This is a genomic window from Cellulomonas marina (assembly GCF_900111925.1).
Taxonomy (GTDB): Bacteria; Actinomycetota; Actinomycetes; order Actinomycetales; family Cellulomonadaceae; genus Cellulomonas; species Cellulomonas marina.
Genome location: NZ_FOKA01000006.1, coordinates 144,970 through 165,734, shown reverse-complemented (window position 1 = coordinate 165,734; position 20,765 = coordinate 144,970). Strand labels below are relative to the sequence as shown.

At 76.2% G+C, this 20,765-nt stretch carries 14 protein-coding genes and 1 pseudogene; 7 read left to right on the top strand and 8 right to left on the bottom strand.

Annotation, left to right across the window (positions count from 1 at the left end; translation table 11 throughout):
* The first annotated feature begins 81 nt into the window (after window positions 1-81).
* Complete coding sequence (locus BM048_RS08525; protein ID WP_175499397.1) at window positions 82-2,691, top strand: rhamnogalacturonan lyase; 2,610 nt, start codon at window positions 82-84, stop codon at window positions 2,689-2,691.
* A 100-nt stretch (window positions 2,692-2,791) separates the two neighbouring features.
* Here BM048_RS08525 and BM048_RS08520 read toward each other — a convergent pair whose 3' ends face one another.
* From BM048_RS08520 to BM048_RS08490, 7 genes are all read right to left on the bottom strand, one after another.
* Complete coding sequence (locus tag BM048_RS08520) at window positions 2,792-4,021, bottom strand: ABC transporter permease (protein ID WP_090032351.1); 1,230 nt, start codon at window positions 4,019-4,021, stop codon at window positions 2,792-2,794.
* Complete coding sequence (locus tag BM048_RS18475; protein WP_090032480.1) at window positions 4,018-4,743, bottom strand: ABC transporter ATP-binding protein; 726 nt, start codon at window positions 4,741-4,743, stop codon at window positions 4,018-4,020. Before BM048_RS18475 ends, BM048_RS08520 begins: the two co-directional genes overlap by 4 nt.
* A 5-nt stretch (window positions 4,744-4,748) precedes the next feature.
* Window positions 4,749-6,437, bottom strand: a complete 1,689-nt coding sequence (locus tag BM048_RS18470) for an RND family efflux transporter (RefSeq protein WP_090032349.1) — start codon at window positions 6,435-6,437, stop codon at window positions 4,749-4,751.
* Window positions 6,434-7,501, bottom strand: a complete 1,068-nt coding sequence (locus BM048_RS08505; RefSeq protein ID WP_090032347.1) for a hypothetical protein — start codon at window positions 7,499-7,501, stop codon at window positions 6,434-6,436. Before BM048_RS08505 ends, BM048_RS18470 begins: the two co-directional genes overlap by 4 nt.
* 174 nt (window positions 7,502-7,675) lie before the next feature.
* Complete coding sequence (locus BM048_RS08500) at window positions 7,676-8,428, bottom strand: amino acid ABC transporter ATP-binding protein (protein ID WP_090032345.1); 753 nt, start codon at window positions 8,426-8,428, stop codon at window positions 7,676-7,678.
* Window positions 8,425-9,300 (bottom strand): amino acid ABC transporter permease, encoded by an 876-nt coding sequence (locus BM048_RS08495; RefSeq protein ID WP_090032478.1) that lies wholly within the window; start codon window positions 9,298-9,300, stop codon window positions 8,425-8,427. The genes BM048_RS08500 and BM048_RS08495 overlap by 4 nt, the downstream gene beginning before the upstream one ends.
* Window positions 9,301-9,353: 53 nt before the next feature.
* A complete protein-coding gene (locus tag BM048_RS08490) occupies window positions 9,354-10,235 on the bottom strand; it encodes an ABC transporter substrate-binding protein (RefSeq protein ID WP_090032344.1) in 882 nt (293 codons plus the stop codon).
* A gap of 181 nt (window positions 10,236-10,416) precedes the next feature.
* Here BM048_RS08490 and BM048_RS08485 point away from each other — a divergent pair, with 181 nt between their 5' ends.
* Window positions 10,417-11,943: a methyl-accepting chemotaxis protein gene (locus BM048_RS08485; RefSeq protein ID WP_090032342.1), complete on the top strand. Its 1,527-nt coding sequence runs from the start codon at window positions 10,417-10,419 to the stop codon at window positions 11,941-11,943.
* A 91-nt stretch (window positions 11,944-12,034) separates the two neighbouring features.
* Window positions 12,035-12,196 (top strand): annotated as a pseudogene (locus BM048_RS19150) (HNH endonuclease); the annotation flags it as partial.
* Between the two features lie 243 nt (window positions 12,197-12,439).
* Here BM048_RS19150 and BM048_RS17810 read toward each other — a convergent pair.
* Window positions 12,440-12,979: a hypothetical protein gene (locus BM048_RS17810; RefSeq protein ID WP_175499395.1), complete on the bottom strand. Its 540-nt coding sequence runs from the start codon at window positions 12,977-12,979 to the stop codon at window positions 12,440-12,442.
* 136 nt (window positions 12,980-13,115) lie between these two features.
* Between BM048_RS17810 and BM048_RS08480 the strand changes: the two genes are divergently transcribed.
* From BM048_RS08480 to BM048_RS08465, 4 genes are all read left to right on the top strand, one after another.
* On the top strand, window positions 13,116-13,664 hold the full coding sequence (locus BM048_RS08480; RefSeq protein WP_175499393.1) for an SRPBCC domain-containing protein: 549 nt from the start codon (window positions 13,116-13,118) through the stop codon (window positions 13,662-13,664).
* Window positions 13,665-13,777: 113 nt separating this feature from the next.
* Complete coding sequence (locus tag BM048_RS08475; RefSeq protein ID WP_090032340.1) at window positions 13,778-16,600, top strand: ATP-binding protein; 2,823 nt, start codon at window positions 13,778-13,780, stop codon at window positions 16,598-16,600.
* 162 nt (window positions 16,601-16,762) lie between these two features.
* Window positions 16,763-17,599 (top strand): alpha/beta fold hydrolase, encoded by an 837-nt coding sequence (locus tag BM048_RS08470; RefSeq protein WP_090032338.1) that lies wholly within the window; start codon window positions 16,763-16,765, stop codon window positions 17,597-17,599.
* Between the two features lie 96 nt (window positions 17,600-17,695).
* Window positions 17,696-20,614, top strand: coding sequence for a beta strand repeat-containing protein (locus BM048_RS08465; protein ID WP_090032337.1), 2,919 nt, complete (start codon window positions 17,696-17,698; stop codon window positions 20,612-20,614).
* Window positions 20,615-20,765 lie beyond the last annotated feature (151 nt).

Genomic DNA, 20,765 nt, shown 5'->3' with positions numbered 1-20,765 from the left:
CCGGCGCGCGCCTGAAACGTTGCCACCACCGTGGCGACGGCGTGCCCCCACCAGGTGGGCCCGCGGACGAAGGATTCGACGATGAGTCTGCTCCCCCGCGCGTGCCCGCCACGCGCCCTCCTCGCCGGCGGTGCCGGCGCCGCACTGCTCGTCGGCCTCGGGACCGGCGCCGCCGTGGGCGCCCCGGTCGCACCGGCGGCCGTGACCCCGCCCGCCCCCGCCGGCACCGGTACGCAGGTCGAGTGGCTCGACCGCGGCCTCGTCGCCGTGCCCACCGACGACGGGACGTACCTGTCCTGGCGCCTGCTGGGCACGGAGGTCACCGGCGCGACGCCCGAGCGCATGACCGGCGCCGACTTCCACGTGTACCGCGACGGCACGCTCGTCGCCACGGTCACGGACAGCACGACGTGGCGGGACACGTCCGGCGCGGCCGGGGCCACCTACCGCGTGGTGCCCGTCGTCGACGGCCGCGAGACGGGGCCGACGGGCACCGTCCAGCCGTGGTCGCAGGGCTACCTCGACGTGCCGCTGCAGAAGCCCGCCGACGGCCGGACGCCCGCGGGGACGATCCACCCCGAGGGCGAGGCCTACACCTACGCCGCGAACGACGTCGCCCCCGCGGACGTCGACGGGGACGGGGAGATCGAGCTCGTCGTGAAGTGGGACCCGTCCAACGCCAAGGACGTGTCGCAGAAGGGCTACACCGGCAACGTCTACGTCGACACGTACGAGCTCGACGGCACGCTGCTGAACCGCATCGACCTGGGTGTGAACATCCGCGCCGGCGCGCACTACACGCAGTTCCTCGTCGAGGACTTCGACGGCGACGGCCGGGCCGAGATCATGCTGAAGACGGCCCCCGGGACGACGACCACGCGCTACACCGACGGCCGGGCGGGCGAGGCGCGGGACATCACGCTCCTGCCCGAGGACGTGGCGGCCGGGGTGACCGGCGACGACGACTACCGGTTGTCGGCGGCGGGCTACCGCGACCACCTGGCGGACGTCCTCGAGGGCTGGTCGGCGCGCGAGGAGGTGACCTCCGGGCAGTGGCCCGCGACGGTCGAGGAGGCCCTGGGCACTGCGCCGCGGTACGCCTACCCGCTGTCCCGCACCGACGCCGAGGCGCTGGCGGACTACGTCATCGACGTCTACGCGCCCTCCCGGTCCGCCCGGAACGACCTGCGGACCTTCGAGGGCTTCGTGCTCGACGGCCCGGAGTACCTGTCCGTCCTCGACGCCGCGACGGGCGACGAGCTGCAGACGGTCCGCTACGAGCCGGGCCGCACCGACGACGGGCTGCTGTGGGGCGACTACGCCATGGCCCGCATCGAGCCGGGCAACCGCGTGGACCGCTTCCTCGCGGGCGTCGCGTACCTCGACGGGCAGCACCCGTCGGCCGTGTTCGCGCGCGGCTACTACACGCGCTCGACGATGGTCGCGTACGACTGGGACGGCGAGGCGCTGTCCACGCGGTTCACGGTGGACTCCGGCTGGACGCCCATGACGAACCCCTTCGACGACGGGCCGCACGGGCGCGACGGGACCGACCCGGAGTTCGGGTCGATCACCACGCAGGGCTTCCACTCGCTGTCCGCGGCCGACGTGGACGGCGACGGCCGGCACGAGATCGTGTACGGCTCGGCGACGATCGACGACGACGGCAGCCTGCTGTACTCGTCGACCGACACGATGCCCGAGGGCTCGGCGACGCCGGGCGAGGAGGCGCGGCTCGGGCACGGCGACGCCATGCACGTGACCGACATCGACCCCGACCGGCCGGGCCTGGAGGTCTTCACGGTCCACGAGGGCGGCGCCTACGCGCCCTTCGGCTGGGCGCTGCGCGACGCGGCGACGGGCGCGACCCTGGCCGGGGCGTACTCGGGGCGCGACACCGGCCGCGGGATGATCGGCGACGTCGACCCGACGACGCGGGGGCTGGAGATCTGGGCCGGCATGCCCGACGGGTCGAACGGCAGCGGCCTGCTGTCCGCGACCGGTCAGCCGCTCGGCACGCCGGCGCTCGGCACCAACCAGTCGATCCGCTGGGCCGGCGACGGCACGACGCAGATCGTGGAGGGCGCCGGCGACGTGACGCCGTCGATCACCGACCGCACGCGCGGCACGCTGCTCGTCGCCGGGGGGACGCGCACGAACAACGGCACGAAGGGCAACCCCTCGCTCGTCGCCGACGTCCTCGGCGACGCGCGCGAGGAGCTCGTCGTCCGCACGGTCGACAGCAGCGCCCTGCGGGTCTTCACATCGACCGAGGACACGGACCGCAAGGTCGTCACGCTGCTGCACGACCCGCAGTACCGCGCGGAGACGGCCCGCCAGCAGACGGCCTACAACCAGCCGGCCTACCCGGGCTGGTACCTCGCGTCCGACACGGACTTCACGCAGGTGCCGCTGCCCGCGGTGGCCGGGCCGTCCGTGGCCGGCATCGCGGCGGACCTGGCCGCCCTCCGCGCCGACGGCCAGGTGCGCGGCCCGCTCGCGTCGCTCGCCCGCGGGCACGTGGACGCCGCGCAGCGGTTCCTCGACCGGGGCCGCGACGCGCAGGCCGTCCGGGAGCTCGAGCGGCTGCTCAGCCGCCTCGACGCCCCTCCGGCCCGCAGCACGCTGACCGACCGCGCCGGGACCGTCCTGCGCACGCAGGCCGAGGCGGTGATCCGCTCGCTCACCTGAGCACCCGGGCCGGCATGAGGCCGGCGCGCGGCGCGAGGCGCGGTCGACCCCGGGTCGGCCGCGCCTCGTCGTGCGGGCGGGGTGCGACGAGGGGCGCCGGTCAGAGGCCCGAGCGCAGCGCGGCCACGGGTTCGAGCCGGGCCGCCTTCGCCGCCGGGTACCCGCCGGCCAGCAGCCCGACGAGCGCGCCCACGGCGGCGGCCGCCGCCACCACGCGCAGGTCGAGGATCGGCGTCCACTCCTGCGTCAGGCTCACGACCGCGACGACGCCGACGCCGAGCGCCGCCCCGATGAGCCCGCCCAGGGCTCCGACGAGCACGGACTCCGCGACGAACTGCGCCGCGACGTCCCGGCGGCGCGCGCCGAGCGCCCGGCGCAGGCCGATCTCCCCCGCCCGCTCCATGACGGACAGCAGGGTCACGTTGGCGATGCCGACGCCGCCGATGAGCAGCGCCACCCCGCCGAGGGCCAGGAACACGACGTTGAGGTCCGCCCGCACCTCGTCCTGCACCGCGGCGGGCGGCGGGGGCACCGACACGTCGACCCTGTCGGGCGCGTCCGGCGCCAGCGCGATCGGGAGCTGCTCGGCCACGGTCGCCCCCGCGCCGACGGCGATGCGCAGCTGCAGGGCCGCGGGCGAGACGAGCCCGAGGTCCGCGGCCGCCGTCCCCTGCGGCACGACGAGGGCGCCCAGCAGGTCCGGCCGGCGCTCGACGCGGTCGAGCAGGCCGACGACCTGGTACGCGACGTCGCCGATGAAGACCGAGGGCTGGGTCGCGACGCGGGTGACGCCCAGCCGCGCGGCGGCGTCGGCGCCCAGGACGACGACGCGGTCGCCGCGGGCATCGTGCCCCGCGTCGAAGAAGCGCCCCTCGCGCAGGTGCCCGCCGACGGCGTCGAGCAGGCCCGGCGACGTCGCGACCACCGGGGGCGGCGCGAGCGCGGGGGCCGACGGGTCGTGCACCGCCACCGTGCTGACCGTCGCCCCGCCGAGGTCGACGGGCGACACCGTCGCCGCGGCCTCCACGCCCGCCAGGCGCTGCGCCCGCTCGGGGGCGTCCCACGGCAGGCTGCCGATGGCCTGCTGCCGACCGCTCCACGTGCTGCGGGTCGCCGGCTCGGCGGTGGCCTGCGTCGCCGCGACCGCGTCGAAGCGCTCGTTGACGCGGTTGGCCGCGGTCTGCGCGAGGCCGATGGTGACGACGACCGACGCGATGCCGAGGACCGTCCCGAGGACGGTCAGCAGCAGCCGCACGGGCCGCGCGCCGACGCCCGAGGTCGCCTCCGCGACGACGTCGCGCAGGCCGAAGCGGTCGCGCCGGGCGCTCATGCGTCCTCCCGCAGCACGCCGTCGGTGATCGACACCCGCCGCTGGGCGCGGGCGGCCACCGCGTGGTCGTGCGTGATGACGACGAGGGTCAGGCCGTCGGCGTGCAGCTCGTCGAAGAGCTCGAGGACCGCCGCCGAGCTGTGCGAGTCGAGGTTGCCGGTGGGCTCGTCGGCCAGCAGCACCGCCGGCCGGGCCACGACGGCGCGGGCGACCGCGACCCGCTGGCGCTCGCCGCCCGACAGGGTCGTCGGCAGGAAGTGCGTGCGGTGCCCGAGGCCGACCCGGGCCAGCGCGGCGAGGGCCAGCTCCCGCCGCTGCGCGCGGGGGACGCCCGCGTAGGTGGTGGCGAGGAGGACGTTCTCGAGGACGGTGCGCTGCGGCAGCAGGTGGAAGGCCTGGAAGACGAAGCCGATGCGCTCCGCCCGGAGGGCCGTGCGCACGCGCTCGCGCGCCCGGGCCGTGGGGACGCCGTCCAGCAGGTACTCCCCGCCGGACGGCCGGTCGAGCAGGCCCAGGAGGTTGAGCAGCGTCGACTTGCCCGAGCCCGACGGCCCCACGACGGCCAGGTAGCCGCCGGACTCCAGGACGAGGTCGGTGGGCTGCAGCGCGGTGACCGTCGCCGCACCGCGGAACTCGCGGTGGACGCCGCGCAGCTCCAGGACGGGTGGCGGCGGCCCGGCCTCCGGCCCGTCGGCGGGGGCGTCGGCGGCACCGGGGAGCAGGAGCGTCACGAGGACGCCTCCTCCGTCGTGGCGTCGTCGGACGCGTCGCCTTCGTCCTGCCCGTCGTCCTGCCCGTCGTCCTGCCCGTCGTCCGTACCCGCCGTGCCGACGACGACGAGGTCGCCCGCGGCGAGGGGCTCGTCGGACGCGGCGATCTCGACGTAGCCCTCGGCGGCCAGACCGGTCGTGACGGGCACGAGGTGCCGCGCCTCGTCGTCGCCCAGGACCTCCACGCGGCTGCCGCCGTCCGGGCCGGCGCTCAGCGCGGCGAGCGGCACGGCCAGCACCTCGCTGCCCGTGGAGCTCACCGGCACCACCACGCGCACGTTGGTGCCCTGGAGCGCGAGCTCCTGCTCGGGCGTGACGGCGTCGAAGGTGAGCACCACCCGGCGCTCGTCGGTGGGCGCGGCGTCGGACGTGCCCGCGTCGCCGCCCGTCGCGCCCTCGCCCTCGGCACCGCCGGGAGCGGCCTGCGGGGCGTCGGCGGCCGGGTCCTCGACGGCGGTGACGGTGACGCCCAGGGGCTCCCCGTCGAGGTCGACCGTGCCGCGGGTGCCGACGGGCATGAGGGCGGCGTCCTCCTCGGAGGCGCCGGCCGTCACGGTGACGGTGGCACCCGAGACCGTGACGAAGCCCGCGCCGACGGTCTGGCCGCGCGCGACGCCCACGGCGTCGACGCGACGCGGCAGCTCGGCCACGAAGACGGCCTCCGACGCGGGGAACGGGGTGAGCGTCGCGGCCTGCGCCTCCCGCAGGTCGGCCGTCGCGCGCTCCACGGCGGTACGCGCCGCGGCCACGTCGGCGGCCTCGGCGCGGGTGTCGGGGGCGGCCTCGAGCGCCGACCGGGCCGCGCGCGCCGCCGCCACGTCGGCGTCGAGCCGGGCCAGGGTCGGCGGCGTGCAGTCCGCGGCCGGGTCGCGGGTCTCGAGCGGCAGGGCGCACTGCGTGCCCGCGTAGTCGCGGGCCGCCTGCGCCACCGCGACGTCCCCGTCGAGGCGGACGCGCTCGGCGTCCGTCGCCGGGCCGCGGCGCGCGGCGTCCAGCGCGCGCTGGGCACCGGCGAGCCCCTCCTCCGCCGCCGTGAGGGCGTCCTGCGCCCCCTCGACCGCGGCGGTTAGCTCGTCGCCCGGCTCCGGGGCGGGGTAGCCCGCCCGGTCGTACAGCGCCCGCACGCCCGCCGCGACCGTCGCGTCGTAGTCGGCGTCGGACGGGTCCCCCGCGGAGATGCCCAGGGCCGCGAGCGCCGCGCGCAGCTGCTGCACGTCCGGCCCGGACACGCCGGCGCGCAGGGTGCGGTACGTCGGCAGCTCCCCGGGCAGCGCCAGGACCGGTCGGCCGGTCACCTCGAGCAGGACCGCACCCGCCTCGACCTGGGCGCCCACCTCCGGGACGCGGCCGGTGACGACGGCCGGCCGGCCCAGGTCACCCGTCTCGAGCGACAGGCTCACCGGGTCCTCGTAGGCGACGTCGGCCCGCAGCACCACCGTGCTGGCCACGACGCGCTCCTCGACGGGCACGGTCACCGGGCCGGCCGCCGGGGGCCGCTGGGCCGCCGCCGCCTGGGCCGGGGACACGACGAGCCGGCTCAGCAGCAGCCCCAGGAGCAGGCTGACCACCGCCACGACGGCCAGCACGACCACGGCCGTGCGGCCGCGGAGGGCGGGTGCGTCGTCACCGCCGCGGAGCCACCTCACGCGTCGTCACCGCCCTGCTGCGCCTCCTGCTCGGCGATGAAGGCGTCGACCTCCGCGCGGTGGGCGGCGTAGTACTCCTCCTCCATCTCCTTGAGGATGGCCGCCGTGGTCCCGTCGACGTCCGCCTCCTCGCGGCAGCCGGCGTCGGCGGTGGCGACGGCGATCTCCTCGTCGCGCAGCTCCGCGGCGGCCGCCTCGTCGACCTCACCCGTCTCGGGGTCCATGGCCTCCTCGAAGTACCGGTCGCTGATGTCCTGCTGCGGCTCGTCGGAGGTGGTGTACGGGTGCCCCGCGTCGGCCATGCACGTCACCCACTCCTGCTGCGCGGCTGTGTACCGCGGGTCGGAGGTGGCGTCCTCGTACATCGTGCTGAGCTCCTGCATGACGGGGCTCTCGCTCATGCCGCCCTGGTCGTACACCTCGTGCTGCGCCAGGCCGGAGCAGCCCGCGGTCGTCCAGTCCCACTCGACCGGCTCGTCGGGGTCGGCCGCGGGGTCGGGCTCGACCGGCTCGCCGTACAGCGCGGCGTAGTACGCGGTCTGCTCGCTCTCCGACATCGCCTCGACGGCGGCCTGGTTCGGGTCCTCGGGCATCTCGGACTCGTCCGGGGAGCCGTACCCGAGCTCCTCCTGCGTCGTGATGCCGTAGCCGTACTGCTCCGCGAACTCGACCGTGCCCCACATGGGCATGTCGGGGTCCGGCTCCGAGAACGCCGTGGTGTTCTGCGGCTCGACCGGCGTGTAGTCGAAGCCCTGCTCCTTCATGCAGGCGGCGATGACCTCCTCGGCCTCGCGCTGCTGCTCGTCCGCGGCCGCCGCGTCGAAGTCCTCGTAGATGCCCTGCAGCTTCGCGCTGATGGGCCCCAGGTCCTCGACCGCGGGGGCACCGCCGTCGGTCCCGCCCTCCCCGCCCCCCTCCGACGACGAGGAGCACCCCGCGAGGCCCAGCGCGGCGACGGCGACGAGGACGGCCAGACGCCGCCCAGGACGCCGCCCGGGACGCCACCCGGGCTGGAGCGCGAGAGGGTGGACGGGAGGGTGGGAGTGACGGTGGACGGTGCGCATGGTGCCCCCTCGTGCGACGGACGCCCGTCGCGTCCGCGCGGACGGGCGCGCCGAACGTAGCGGCTCCTGACCTGCGATGGGGCTGGTTCCGGCCAGGACCCGACCAAGGGATGAGCGGGGCGGGTCCGGGGTCCGACCGGAGGATGAGCCGGCTCGTCCGAGGTCCGGCCGGGATCAGACGAGGCGGCGCAGGAAGTCGCGCGTGCGCGGGTCCCTCGGGTCGTCGAGGACCTGCTGCGGCGGGCCCTGCTCGTGGACCCGGCCCGCGTGCAGGAAGCACACCTCGTCGGCGACGCGGCGGGCGAAGCCCATCTCGTGGGTGGCGACGAGCATCGTCGTGCCCTCGGCCTTGAGCTCGACGAGGAGGTCCAGCACCTCGCCGACGAGCTCGGGGTCCAGCGCGCTCGTCACCTCGTCGAGCAGCAGGAGCCGCGGGGAGGTGACGAGGCAGCGGGCGATGGCGACGCGCTGCTGCTGGCCGCCGGAGAGCTGGTCGGGGAACGCGTGCGCGCGGGCGCGCAGGCCGACGCGGTCGAGCACGGCGAGCGCGCGCTCCTCGGCCTCCTCGCGGCCGACGCCGTGGACGAGGCGCGGCGCGAGCGTCACGTTGTCCAGCACGCGCATGTGCGGGAACAGGTTGTACGCCTGGAAGACCATGCCCATGCGGGCACGGATCGCGTCGGCGTCGACGCGGGGGTCGGTGACGTCCTGGCCCTCGAGCCGCACGACCCCGTCGTCGACGTCCTCGAGCAGGTCGACGACGCGCAGGAGCGTCGACTTGCCCGAGCCGGACGCCCCGACGAGGACCACGCAGCGGTGCGAGTCCACCCGCAGGTCGACGCCGTCGAGCACGACGTGGTCGCCGAACGCCTTGCGGACGCCCTCGACCTGCAGGACGGGGACGGGGGCGGGACCGGGGGCCGTCACCGGATCGGTCCCGCGCCGGCGACGCCCGCCGTCGCGCCCTGCCAGCCGCCGCGGCGGGCGAGCGCGTCGGTGAGGCGCGAGAGGGGGATCGTGAGGGCGACGAAGAGCAGGCCGGCCACGACGTAGGGCGTGAAGCTGGCGTACGCGGAGGTCTGGATCTGCGCGGCGCGCACGGCGTCGACGGCGCCGAGGATCGAGATGAGGCCGGAGTCCTTCTGCAGTGCGACGAGGTCGTTGAGCAGCGGCGGGACCACGCGGCGGACGGCCTGCGGCAGCACGACCGTGCGCAGCGCCTGCGCGTGGGAGAGCCCGAGCGACCGGGCGGCCGCGACCTGCGAGGGGTGGACCGACTCGATGCCGGCGCGGAACACCTCGGCGACGTAGGCGGAGTAGGTGAGGACGAGCGCCAGCCCGCCGAGGACGACCGCGCTCGTCGGGATGCCCTGCAGCCGCAGCCCGGGCAGGCCGAACCCGACGAGCAGCAGGACGAGGATGAGCGGCAGCCCGCGGAAGACGTCGACGTAGACGGTCGCGGCCAGGCGCAGCGGCAGGAACACGGGCCCGCGCAGCGTCCGGCACACCGCCAGGACCAGCGCGAGCACGAGGATGCAGACCGCCGCGACCGCCATGACGCGCAGGTTGAGCCACAGCCCCTCGAGCACGCGCGGCAGGGACGCCCACGCCACCTCGGGGTCGAGGAACGAGGCCCGCACGCGCGGCCAGCCCGGCGACGAGACGAGCGCGAGCACGGCCAGCGCGCCGACGACGAGCGTGGACGCCAGGCCGACGAGGGCCGACCGGCGGGCACGGGCGCGGCGGTACGCCAGCCGCTCGCGGGCGAGGGGCGAGGGCGTCCAGGCGGGGTGCGCCAGGGGGAGAGCGCGATCGGGTGCGGGCTCGGGTGCGGGCTCGGCGGCGCGCGAGGTCACCGCAGGACGGGGGCGCCGGCCGCGTCGGTCAGCCACTGCGCCTCGAGGTCGGCCAGCGTGCCGTCCGCGCGCAGGGCGTCCACCGCCTCGGTGACCGGCTCGGTGAGCGCGGAGCCCTTGTCGAGGACGAGACCGAACTGGTCGGGGTCGGCGCCGGCCGGGAGCTGCCCGACGAGCACGCCGCCCTCGAGCTCGACCGCGCTGAGGTACAGGGCCGTCGGCAGGTCGACCACGATCGCGTCGACGAGGCCGGCCACGAGGGCCTGCTTGACCTGGTCGTTGTCGTTGAAGAGCTGGACGTCGGTCGTCGGCGCGATGGCGTCCTCGGCGACCTGCGCGCTCGTCGTGCCGACCATGGCGCCGATGCGCAGGGGTGCGAGGTCCGCGAGCGAGGCGGCGTCCGCGGCCGCCGCGGTCTCCAGCGTGACGACGGCCTGGGCGGTGTCGTAGTAGGAGGAGGAGAAGTCGAGGTTCTCGCGGCGCTCGTCGGTGATGGAGACCTGGTTGATCGCGAGGTCGAAGGTCTTCGCCCCCGGGGCGATGATCTGCTCGAACGTGGCGCGGACCCACTCGACGTCGTCGGCGGCGTAGCCCAGGCGGTCCGCCACGGCGTAGGCGACCGCGGCCTCGTAGCCCTCGCCCGTCGTCGGGTCGTCGCCGACCACCCACGGCTCGTAGGCAGGCTCGGACGTCGCGATGGTGAGGACGCCGTCGGTGAGGGTGGGGAGGTCCCCACCGGTGGCCGTGCCCGCGTCGGCGGTGGAGGTCCCCGCGCCGGCGGAGGACCCGCCGGACGGCGTCTCGTCGACGGGCGCGCACCCGACGAGCGCCAGGGAGCCGAGGAGGCTGACGGCGGCGAGGGCGAGGGCACGGCGCAACGGGGGCTCCAGGGGGTCGTCGGCCGGCGCGGTCCTGCCGGTCGGGGGCGCGGGAGGCGCTCAATCTACGCGCGGCACCCGCCCCGTGGCGGTCGTCACCAGGTGGTGGCCGTCACGGCTCACGCCTGGGCACCGGCGACCGATCGGGAGGAGGCACGTCCCCCTTGCCGAGGAGTCCGTCATGCCGTTCCGCCGCCGCAGCGACCAGGTCGCGCCGACCGTCGTGCCCCGTGACGTCGAGGCGCTCGAGCAGGTGCTCATCGCGCTGGACGGCGGGGTGGAGGACGAGCAGGACGCACGCGTGAAGATGACGGACACGCTCGTGCGGGCGCTCGGCGTCGACTACGGCGCGCAGTGGGCGCCCGTCGCCGGCGGGCTGGAGCTGGCCTACGAGGCCGGGCCGGTCGCGTCGCGGCTGACGCCCGAGTCGCGGGGATCGCGCGGGACGCTCGCCGAGGCGGCCTGGCGCACGCGCCGCCCGCAGGTCTTCTCGCCCGGTGACACCCCGCCGACCACGCGCAGCGCGCGGCGGATCGCCGCCGAGGGCGTGGGCACGGTCGCGATGGCCGCGATCCCCATGACGGACGGCGACGAGGTCGTCGGCGTGCTCGAGTTCTGGTCAGCCCGCTGCCTGCCGCGGTTCGCCGACGAGAAGTGGCAGGCGATCGGCCGCATCGCGACCCTGGCGCGTCGGCAGGCGCTGGCCGCGGCGTCGCTGCAGGAGACGCTCAACGACCGCGAGGCCGTCACGACCGTCGTCACGCGCGTCGGTGAGGCGCGCGACGAGGAGTCGGCGATCCGCGTGGCGCTGGAGACCGTGCGCACGGCGTTCGGCTGGGCGTACGGCTCCTACTGGGTGCTCGACGAGGACGCGCGCGTGCTGCGGTTCGCGCTGGAGTCCGGGTCGGCGGGTGCCGACTTCCGCAAGGTGACGTTGGAGGCGTCCTTCGCGGAGGGCGTCGGGCTGTCGGGGCGCGCCTGGAAGGGGCGGGACCTCGTGTTCGTCCGCGACCTCGGGGAGATGACGGACTGCGTCCGGGCGCCCGTCGCGCAGCGGGCCGGCGTCCGGTCGGGCGTGTGCTTCCCGATCCTCGACGACGGGCGCGTCATCGGGACGATGGACTTCTTCACCACGGACACCATCGAGCTCTCGCCCTCGCGCGGGGCGGCGCTGCGCAACGTGGCCCAGCTCGTGTCGCAGCGGCTGTCCGTCGTGCGCCGTTCGGCCGCCGACGCGCGCAACGCGCAGATGCTGCTCGACACCGTCGCGCAGCTGCGCGGGGCGGCCGGCGACGCGGGGCGGGTCGCGGACGAGGCCGTCGGACGCTCGGCGACGATGCGGGACGAGGTGGCGGCCCTCAACGACGCCTCCACCGCCATCGGCGACGTCATCAAGGTCATCACGGGCATCGCGCAGCAGACCAACCTGCTCGCCCTCAACGCGACCATCGAGGCCGCGCGGGCCGGCGAGGTCGGCCGCGGCTTCGCGGTCGTCGCCAACGAGGTCAAGGAGCTGGCCGGCGAGACCGCCGCCGCGACCCAGCGCGTCGCCGGGCAGATCGCCGGCATCCAGGCCAGCAGCCAGTCCGTCGCCTCGGGCATCCACGCCACCAGCGAGATCGTCGGGCAGCTCGACGCGGTCCAGCAGCGCATCAACGACGTCCTGGAGCAGCAGGCGGCGATGGCGGAGCTGTTCGAGCGCGCCTGAGGCGTCCAGCGCCTGCGCCGCGGCGGTCTCAGCCCTCGAGCGGTCCGAGGGACGGGAGGAGCGGCTGTTCACCGGGCACCAGCGCCGGGCGGTGATCCTGCGGGACCAGGGGTGCGTGTTCCCGGGGTGCGAGACCCCGGCCCGGTGGTGCGAGGTCCACCACATCCGCTGGTGGGCCCGGGACGACGGGGAGACGAGCGTCGAGAACGGCGTGATTCTGTGCGGTCGGCACCACCACGAGGTGCACCGCGCCGACCTCACGATCCGACGCCTGATCGACCGCGCGAGACGTCCGCGGTCAGGACGGATCAAGGCGACCGAGCTGGAACCCGCTCGGTACGAGTTCCGCGCGCCCGACGGCAGGATCGTCGGGCACCAGCGGACGCACGTCGCCGTGCAGGGCCGCCGGGCAGAGGTGTGCATCATCGGCACCAGGAGCCGCGATGCGGTGCGTGGTCCGCGACCTCTGCCGGCCGGCCGACGCAGCACGTCGGTGCTACCCGCCGGCGGGACCGTCGACCGCCGGATGCGGAGCCACCATCTCGAGCACGCGGTCGACACGGTCGTGCGGGACGGCCAGCTCGATCGCGCCGGCAGCGGTGAGCAGCTCGACCACGCGGCCCGGCTCCGTGGCCCAGCCCCAGCCCGTGGTCCGGCCCGTCGACCGAGCGGCGGTGACGACGAAGGGCCCGGCGTGGAGCCGATGACGGAGGGCGCTGAGCTCGACGCTGCCGGCACCGAGCTGGACCTGGCGGCCGGACCACTGACGTGGGACGCCGTCCACGTCGTCGGCGGACCGCACCGGCAGGACGAGGCGCCCTCGCGCCGCCTCGCGGCGTGCGCGTCGTGACATCGACCACCGCCCGACGACCACGCCGATGAACGCACCCCCTGCCCCTGGCAGACCGGTCGTCCACGCCTCGGTGCCGGGCAGCCCGCGCACGGCGTTGATGCCGCGGACCGCGAGGAGCACGAGCGCGGCGCCGGCGAACCACGCCAGCACGACCACTGCCCGTCGGCCCCAGGGTGTGCGCACGGGTGACCTCCTCCTGGCGGTCCGGGCCGGGCCCGGGCGGACGACCCTCCCACGCACGGTGCCATCCGGCGACCTCCGCCGACTGCGGGCGGCAGCACCCTGTCGTGATCGGTCGGGCAGACGAGAAGGTGCGGGGATGAGCGGGGTGACGACGTCGGGTGGGCGGGTCGAGCGGGACGGCGCGGGGACGTCGCTGGTGTTCCGGCGGGTGCTGCCCTACCCGGTGGAGGTGGTGTGGCGGGAGCTGACCGACCCCGACCGGCTGGAGCGGTGGTACGGGCGGTGGGAGGGCGACCCGGCGACGGGGGCCGTCGTCGTGCGGCTCGTGGCCGAGGGGGACGTGCCCGCAGAACCGCTGCGGATCGACTGGTGCGAGCCGCCGAGCCTGCTCGCCGTCACCGTCGGGGGCGGGGGGACAGGTGGTGGGACGGCGTGGCCGCTGACGGTCGCGCTCGCCGCGAAGGGGGACGGGACGGAGGGGGACGGCGAGGGCGACGGGACGACGCTCGTCTTCCGGCACCTGCTGGGCCCCGACGTCGAGGGCGGCGACGTCGGTGGCATCGGGGCGGGGTGGCACTACTACCTCGACCGGCTGGAGGCGTCCCTGCGGGACGAACCCGTGCCGGACGACTGGGACGACTACGCCGGGCTCGCAGCCACCTACGGCCCCGCGCACCCCGCCTGACCGGGGGGGAGACGAGCCGACCCGCACGCCCGCACGGCCGGCGGGCGGGCGTGGGGTTCGCCGAGGGTCGGCGCCTCTCCCGCCGGGGGTGGTGACGCCGCTAGCGTGCGGGGGTGGTCGGGGTGCTGCTGTCGCGGGAGGCGGAGGTGTCCGCCCTCGACGGGCTGCTGGAGCGCGCGGTCGAGGCCCGGGACGGGGCCGTCGCCGTGCTCGAGGGACCAGCCGGGATCGGCAAGACGGCGCTGCTGCACCACGTGCGGGACGCGGCGACCGGGCGGGGTGCGCGCGTGCTGGCGGCACGGGCCAGCGAGCTCGACCGCGGGTTCGCCTGGGGCGTCGTGCACCAGGTCCTCGGGCCCGTCGTCGCGGACCCGGCGCTGGACGCGGCGGCACGGGCCGAGCTGCTGGCCGGCGGGGCGACGCGGGCGGCGGCGCTGCTGACGGGCGGTGCGGAGGCCGGCGACGAGGAGTCCTACGCGGTCCAGCTCGGGCTGTTCTGGCTGGTCGCGAACCTGGCGGAGCGGGGGCCGGTGGTGCTGCTCGTCGACGACCTGCAGTGGTCGGACCTGCCGAGCCTGCGCTTCGTCGAGTACCTCGGCCGGCGGCTCGACGGGTTGCCGGTGCTCGTCGTGGCCACGGTGCGGACCGGGGAGCCCGACGCCCCCGCGGAGCTGCTGGCGGAGGTGGCCGCGGGTCCGGGCGCGCGGGTGCTGCGGCCGCGGCCGCTGGGCACCGTCGAGGTCGAGCAGGTGCTCGCGGGTGCGCTCGCGGAGCACCCGCAGGCCGGCTTCGTCGCCGCGGCGTGGCGGACGACCGGCGGCAACCCGCTGCTCGTCGGCGTGCTGGCGCGGGAGGCCGGCGCCGCCGGTCTGCGGGGACGCGACGAGGAGGGCGAGCGGCTCGCGGCGCTCGGGGGTCGCGGTGTGGCCGCCGCCGTGGGACGTCGGCTGCGGCAGCTCGGCGCGGGGGCGACGGCCACGGCGCGGGCGGTCGCGGTGCTCGGGGAGCGCGCGACGCCCGAGGACCTCGGCGACCTGGGCGGGGTGCCGGTGGCCGACGTGCAGGCGCTGACGGACCGACTGGTCGAGGCGGAGGTGCTGCTGCCCGGGGCGCGGGCGTTCGTGCACCCGCTGGTGGCCGCCGCGGTGCTCGACGCGTGCACGCCGCGCGAGAGGTCGGCGCTGCACGCCCGAGCCGCCCGGTTGCTGCGGGCCCGCGGCGCCCGGCCGGAGGAGGTGGCGGTGCACCGCCTGGCGGCGGACCCGGCCGGCGACCCGGAGGCGGTGGAGGACCTGCTGCGCGCGGGCGTCGCGGCGGCCGGTGCGGGCTCGCTCGAGACCGCCGTGCCGCTGCTGCGCCGCGCGCTCGACGAGCCACCGCCCGCCGACCGGCGCGGCGCCGTCCTGCTCGAGCTGGGCGAGGCCGAGGTGCGCGCCCAGCAGCCGGGCGGGCCCGAGCACCTGCGCGAGGCGCTGGCGCTGCTGCCGCCGGGCGACGCGTCGGCCCGGGCGCGCGCCGCCCTCGGCAACCTCCTCGTCCACTCCGACCCGATGGCCGCGCTCGACGAGGTCGGCCGCGGCATGGAGGAGGCCACCGACCCCGGCCTCCAGCTGCGCCTCGAGGCCTTCACGCTGGAGTCCCTCGTCTTCCCCGACGCCTTCGCCGAGCCGCGCCGGGCGGCCTTCGAGCTGGGCCGCACCGACCCCGACCCCTCCCCCGTCATGCTCGTCCACCTCGCCGTCGACGGCGGGTGCGCCGGGCTGCCGCGTGCCGACGTGCTGCGGCTGGCGGAGCGGGCCGTGGCCGACGGCCGCCTCGTCGCCGACGTGGGACCCGCCTCCTCCACCTGGAACCTGCTGACGCACGCGTTCCGGTTCGCCGAGGCCCCCGACCGGTGCGCGCAGGTGCTGGAGGAGGGCGAGCGCATCGTCGTCGAGAAGGGGCTGGTGTCCGCGCGGTTCTTCATCGAGCAGTCGTGGGGGTACTGGCACCGGGACTTCGGGTCGGTGGCGGCGGGGGCGGCGCGCTCGCTGCTGGGGCACGCGGCGATCACGGAGCTCGGGCTCGAGCTGACCATCCCCGCGCTCGCGGCGATCGCGGCGGAGAACCTCGCGCACCTCGACCGGCTCGACGAGGCGCTGGCGCTGGTCGACCGGCCGCTGGGGCCGGCGGAGGGCACGTTCATGGAGCCCTTCGTCCTCTCGGCCCGGGGTCTCGTCCGCGCGGTGGCCGGGCGCCTCGACGCGGCGGAGGTCGACCTCCGCCGGGTGGTGGCGCTGGGCGACGAGCGCGGGTGGGCGGCGCCGCACGCCACGCGCGGGCGGCTGCGGCTGGCGGCGGTGCTCGGCGCGCTCGGGCGGCCGGCGGAGGCCGGCGACCTCCTCGCGCACGACGAGGCCGTCGCCACGGTGGCGGGCCTGCGCGGGCCGCTGGGCACCGTGCTGCGCGTCCGTGCCGGGACGCAACGGCCGGAGGCGGCCCTCGCGACGCTGGCGGAGGCCGTCGAGGTGCTGGCGCCGACCCCGTACCGGCTCGAGCACGGCTGGGCGCTGCACGACCTCGGCGCGCTGCTGCTGCGGCGCGGGGACCGCACCGGTGCGCGCGAGCCGCTGCGCCTCGCCCTCGACGCGGCGACGCGCACGGAGTCCGCCCGGCTCGACCGGCACGTGCGGGCCCTGCTCGACGAGGCCGGCGCCCGGCCCCGGCGCGCCTACGCCAGCGGCGTCGACGCCCTCACCGCCTCGGAGCGCCGCGTCGCCGACCTGGCCGTCTCCGGCCTGACGAACCGCGAGATCGCGCAGACGCTGTGGGTCACCCCGAAGACGGTCGAGATCCACCTCGGCCGCACGTACACCAAGCTCGGCATCGCCTCGCGGCGGGAGCTCGCCGCCGCGCTCGGCGCCGGCGCCCGCGAGCACCAGCGGGTGCCGGCCTGAGCCGTGGCAGCGCACCGCGCCGAGAGCGGGGAGCACCGGGGCCTTCACACCGTCGGGTGAGCGAGTCGCCCGGGGTGCCGCCCCGGGTGCCGCCCCGGGGGACCCGACCTAGCGTCGAGGGCAGCGGGCCAGCGAGGGCCCGCCCGACGAGAGGACCGTCCGTTGACGGAGATCACCGCGCACCACGGCCTGTTCAAGGACACGAACCTGCACGTCGACGACACGGGCGGCACCGGCCGCCCGGTCGTCCTCATCCACGGGTGGCCCCTGTCCGGGGAGTCGTTCTCCGAGAACGTGCCGGCGATCGCGGCCGACGGGTACCGCGTCGTCACCTACGACCGCCGCGGGTTCGGCCGCAGCGACAAGCCCCTCACGGGCTACACCTACGACACGCTCACCGAGGACCTGCACACCCTGCTGACGGAGCTCGACCTGCAGGACGTCACGCTCGTCGGCTTCTCCATGGGCGGCGGCGAGGTGGCCCGCTACTTCTCCCTCTACGGCGCCGAGCGCGTGCGCAGCGTCGTCTTCGCCTCGGCGGTGCCGCCCTACATGGCGAAGGGCCCGGACAACCCCGACGGCCCGCTGTCCCAGGAGCAGGCAGCCGAGATGACCGCCTCGCTGACGAAGGACGAGGACACCTTCTACGACGGCTTCACGCGGGACTTCTTCTCCGCGGACGGCGTCCTGAAGGTGACCGAGGCCCAGCGCCAGGAGGCGCTCGCCCTGTGCAAGCAGGCGAACAAGCGCGCCGCGCTGGCGTGCATGGCTGCGTTCGGCGAGACCGACTTCCGCGACGACCTGCCGAAGGTCACCGTCCCCGCGCTCGTCCTCCACGGCGACGCCGACGCCACCGTCCCCTTCGAGGGCTCCGGCGCCCGCACGCACGCCGCCCTCGCCGCCGGCGAGCTGCACGTCATCGCGGGCGGCCCGCACGGCTGCAACGTCAGCCACGCGGAGGAGTGGAACCGGGCGGTCGTGGACTTCCTGGCCCGCTGACGCCCCGGCACCCCCAGCGGGACCGGTAACTGCGGGGGGTGCGTAGGGGTCGGACCCCGATCCCTGCGCACCCCCGCCGCCACGACGCTCGGCGGCATGACCACCACGCACCCGCGCCGGCACGTGCCGGCGCTCTCCTCCCTCCTCGGCCTCACGCTGGCCCTCACCCTCGCGCCGCTCGGCGCGGCTCCCGCGCAGGCGGCGACGACCTGCCTGGGGAAGACCGTCACGATCACCGGCACCTCCGGCGCCGACACCCTCACCGGCACCTCCGGCGACGACGTCATCGACGCGGGCGCCGGCGACGACACCGTGACCGGCGGCGGCGGCAACGACACGGTCTGCGGCGGTGACGGCGCCGACACCCTCGACGGCGGGACCGGCAACGACACGGTCGACGGCGGCGCCGGGACCGACACGTGGTCCTTCGCGTCGGCGACGACCGCCGTGACGGCCTCGCTCGCGACCGGCACGTCGAGCGGGGCCGGGACCGACAAGGGCACCACGCTCGAGAACCTGCGCGGCGGCACCGGGGCCGACACCCTCACCGGCTCCACGGGCACCAACACGATCGAGGGCGGCGCCGGCAACGACCGCCTCGACGGCGGCAGCGGCACCGACACCGTGTCCTACCGCGGCGCCACGACCGCGGTGACCGTCAACCTCACGACGAGGGCCGCCACGGGCGGTGCCGGCACCGACACCCTGGCCGGGTTCGAGAACGTCCGCGGTGGCGCCGGTGGCGACACGATCACGGGCAGCACCGGTGCCAACACCGTCGACGGCGGGCCCGGCACCGACCGGCTCACCGGCGGCGGCGGCACCGACACCGTCTCCTTCGACTCCGCGACGGCCGGCGTGACCGCGTCGCTGGCGACCGGCACCGCGACGGGTGGCAGCACCGACACGTTCAGCGGCTTCGCGCAGCTCGTCGGGTCCCCCTCCGGCGACACGCTCGTCGGGAACGACGGCGCCAACCGCCTCGACGGCGCCCGCGGCGGCGACGCCTGCAGCACCGGCAAGGGTGCGGACACGCTCGTCGCCTGCGAGGACCTCACGGTCGTCACCGACGCGGCGGGCGCCACGGACGCGGCGACGTGGAGCCTGTCGGCCGGCCAGCGCTTCTTCCTCGACAACCTGCTGACGGGGACGGCCGGCACGAACCTCACGTGGGGCGTCACCGGCCCGGGCGGCACCACCGTCCTGGCGCCCGTCGCGGTCACCACCGCGAACAAGGGCCCGTGGACCGCCACCGCCGGCACCCACACCGCCACCCTCGGCGGCACCGCGGCCGGCACGCACCGGTTCCGGCTCGTGCTGCCCGCCACCACGACCTACCCGTACACGCTCGGCACCACCGTCGGCGCGAACACGCCCTCGTCGGGCCAGGGGGTCCTCGGCGTGCAGGACGTGGACCGCTACACCTTCACGGCCACCGCCGGGCAGCGCGTCTTCTTCCTGTCCTCCGGCGACACGATGGCCGGGTACGCCTACGTCCGGCTGACCCAGCCGTCGGGCGCGGTGGTGATGGAGAAGTTCCTCGTCGGGGACCGCGGGCCGATCACCCTGCCCGTGGCCGGCACCTACACGCTGTCCGTGGGCACGCCGACGGGCGACGACCACGCCGGCACCTACGGCTTCCGGCTCGCCACCGTGCCCGCGGCGCAGACGTTCGCCACGTCCATCGGCTCCGCGGTCGCGCCCGGCGTCCCCGGTACCGGTGCCGGCACGCTCGAGCAGCCCGGCAGCGAGGACCGGTACACCTTCAGCGGCACGGCCGGCCAGAAGGTCTTCTACGACGCCGGCACGGACACCACCGGCAACCACGCGTTCGTGACGGTCACCTCGCCGTCGGGCGCGAAGGTCCTGGAGAAGTGGGTCACCGGCGACAGCGCGGTGCTCACCCTGCCGACCACCGGGACCTACACGGTCTCCGTGAAGGCCGGCGTCGACGACCGGGCCACCGGCACCTACGGGTTCACGATCCAGCCGGCCACCGCCGGGCCGCAGACCTTCCCGATCACCCTCGGCGCCACCGTGAAGGACGGCGTCCCCGGGCCCGGCGCGGGCAACCTCGAGGGCCCCGGCGCCGTCGACACCTACACCTTCACCGCCACCGCGGGCGACCGCATCGGCTACACGAGCCTCGCCGACACGACCGCCAACTACGGCTACGTGACCCTGTACGCGCCGTCCGGTGCCACGGTGTGGTCCGGATGGATCGCGGCGAACCGCTTCCCGGCCGCCGTGCCCGCCACGGGCACCTACCGCCTGGAGGTCCGCACGACCGACACCACCCACTGGGGCACCTACAGCTTCGCGCTCGTCAAGGCCGCCGCGCAGCAGACGTTCGCGTACACGCTGGGCAGCACGGTCTCGAACGGCGTCCCCGCCGCGGGCGCCGGGAACGTCGAGGGCGTGGGCGGGTCGGACACGTACACGTTCTCCGGCACCGCCGGTGACCGGCTGCTGTACGACGTGCTGGCCGAGTCGACGAACGGCTACCTGTCCCGCACCCTGATCGCCCCCGACGGCAGGACCGTCGAGCAGGGCTGGGCCTACGGCGACCGCGGCGGGATCGTCCTGCCGGCCACGGGCACCTACCGCCTCGTCATCGCCGGGACGGACAACACCCACTGGGGCACGTACTCGTTCCGGCTGATGAAGACGCCCGCGCCGCAGACCTTCGCGATCCGGGTCGGCCAGACGGTGTCGAACGGGGTGCCGGCCGCCGGCGCGGGCAACCTCGAGACGGTCGGGTCCGTGGACGTCTACACGTTCAGCGCGACCTCGGGGCAGGACCTGCGCTTCGACCACCTCGCCGACGCCACCTCCGGCTACGGCATCGCCACGGTCACGGACCCGTCCGGCCGCGTGGTCCTCACGAAGTGGCTCGGCTACGACACGGACCTGCCGACGCTGACCTCGTCGGGCACGTACACCGTCACGATCCGCACCGGCGACAACGACGCGGTCCACTCCGGGACGTACTCCTTCGCGCTCGTGACGCGCTGACGGGGCGCTGACCTGCTGCCGGGTCCCTGACAGGCCCCTGACGGGCCTCCGACGACGCGACGGGCGCCGCTCGTCCCCCACCCCGGGGGCGGGCGGCGCCCGTCGTCGTGGCGCACCCGTCCGGGTGGCGCCACCCGGACGGGCTCACCGC

Coding starts and splice junctions, on each gene's coding strand:
- BM048_RS08525 (WP_175499397.1), top strand. CDS start 82: ATGAGTCTGCTCCCCCGCGCGTGCCCGCCACGCGCCCTCCTCGCCGGC.
- BM048_RS08520 (WP_090032351.1), bottom strand. CDS start 4,021: ATGAGCGCCCGGCGCGACCGCTTCGGCCTGCGCGACGTCGTCGCGGAG.
- BM048_RS08505 (WP_090032347.1), bottom strand. CDS start 7,501: ATGCGCACCGTCCACCGTCACTCCCACCCTCCCGTCCACCCTCTCGCG.
- BM048_RS08485 (WP_090032342.1), top strand. CDS start 10,417: ATGCCGTTCCGCCGCCGCAGCGACCAGGTCGCGCCGACCGTCGTGCCC.
- BM048_RS08480 (WP_175499393.1), top strand. CDS start 13,116: ATGAGCGGGGTGACGACGTCGGGTGGGCGGGTCGAGCGGGACGGCGCG.
- BM048_RS08465 (WP_090032337.1), top strand. CDS start 17,696: ATGACCACCACGCACCCGCGCCGGCACGTGCCGGCGCTCTCCTCCCTC.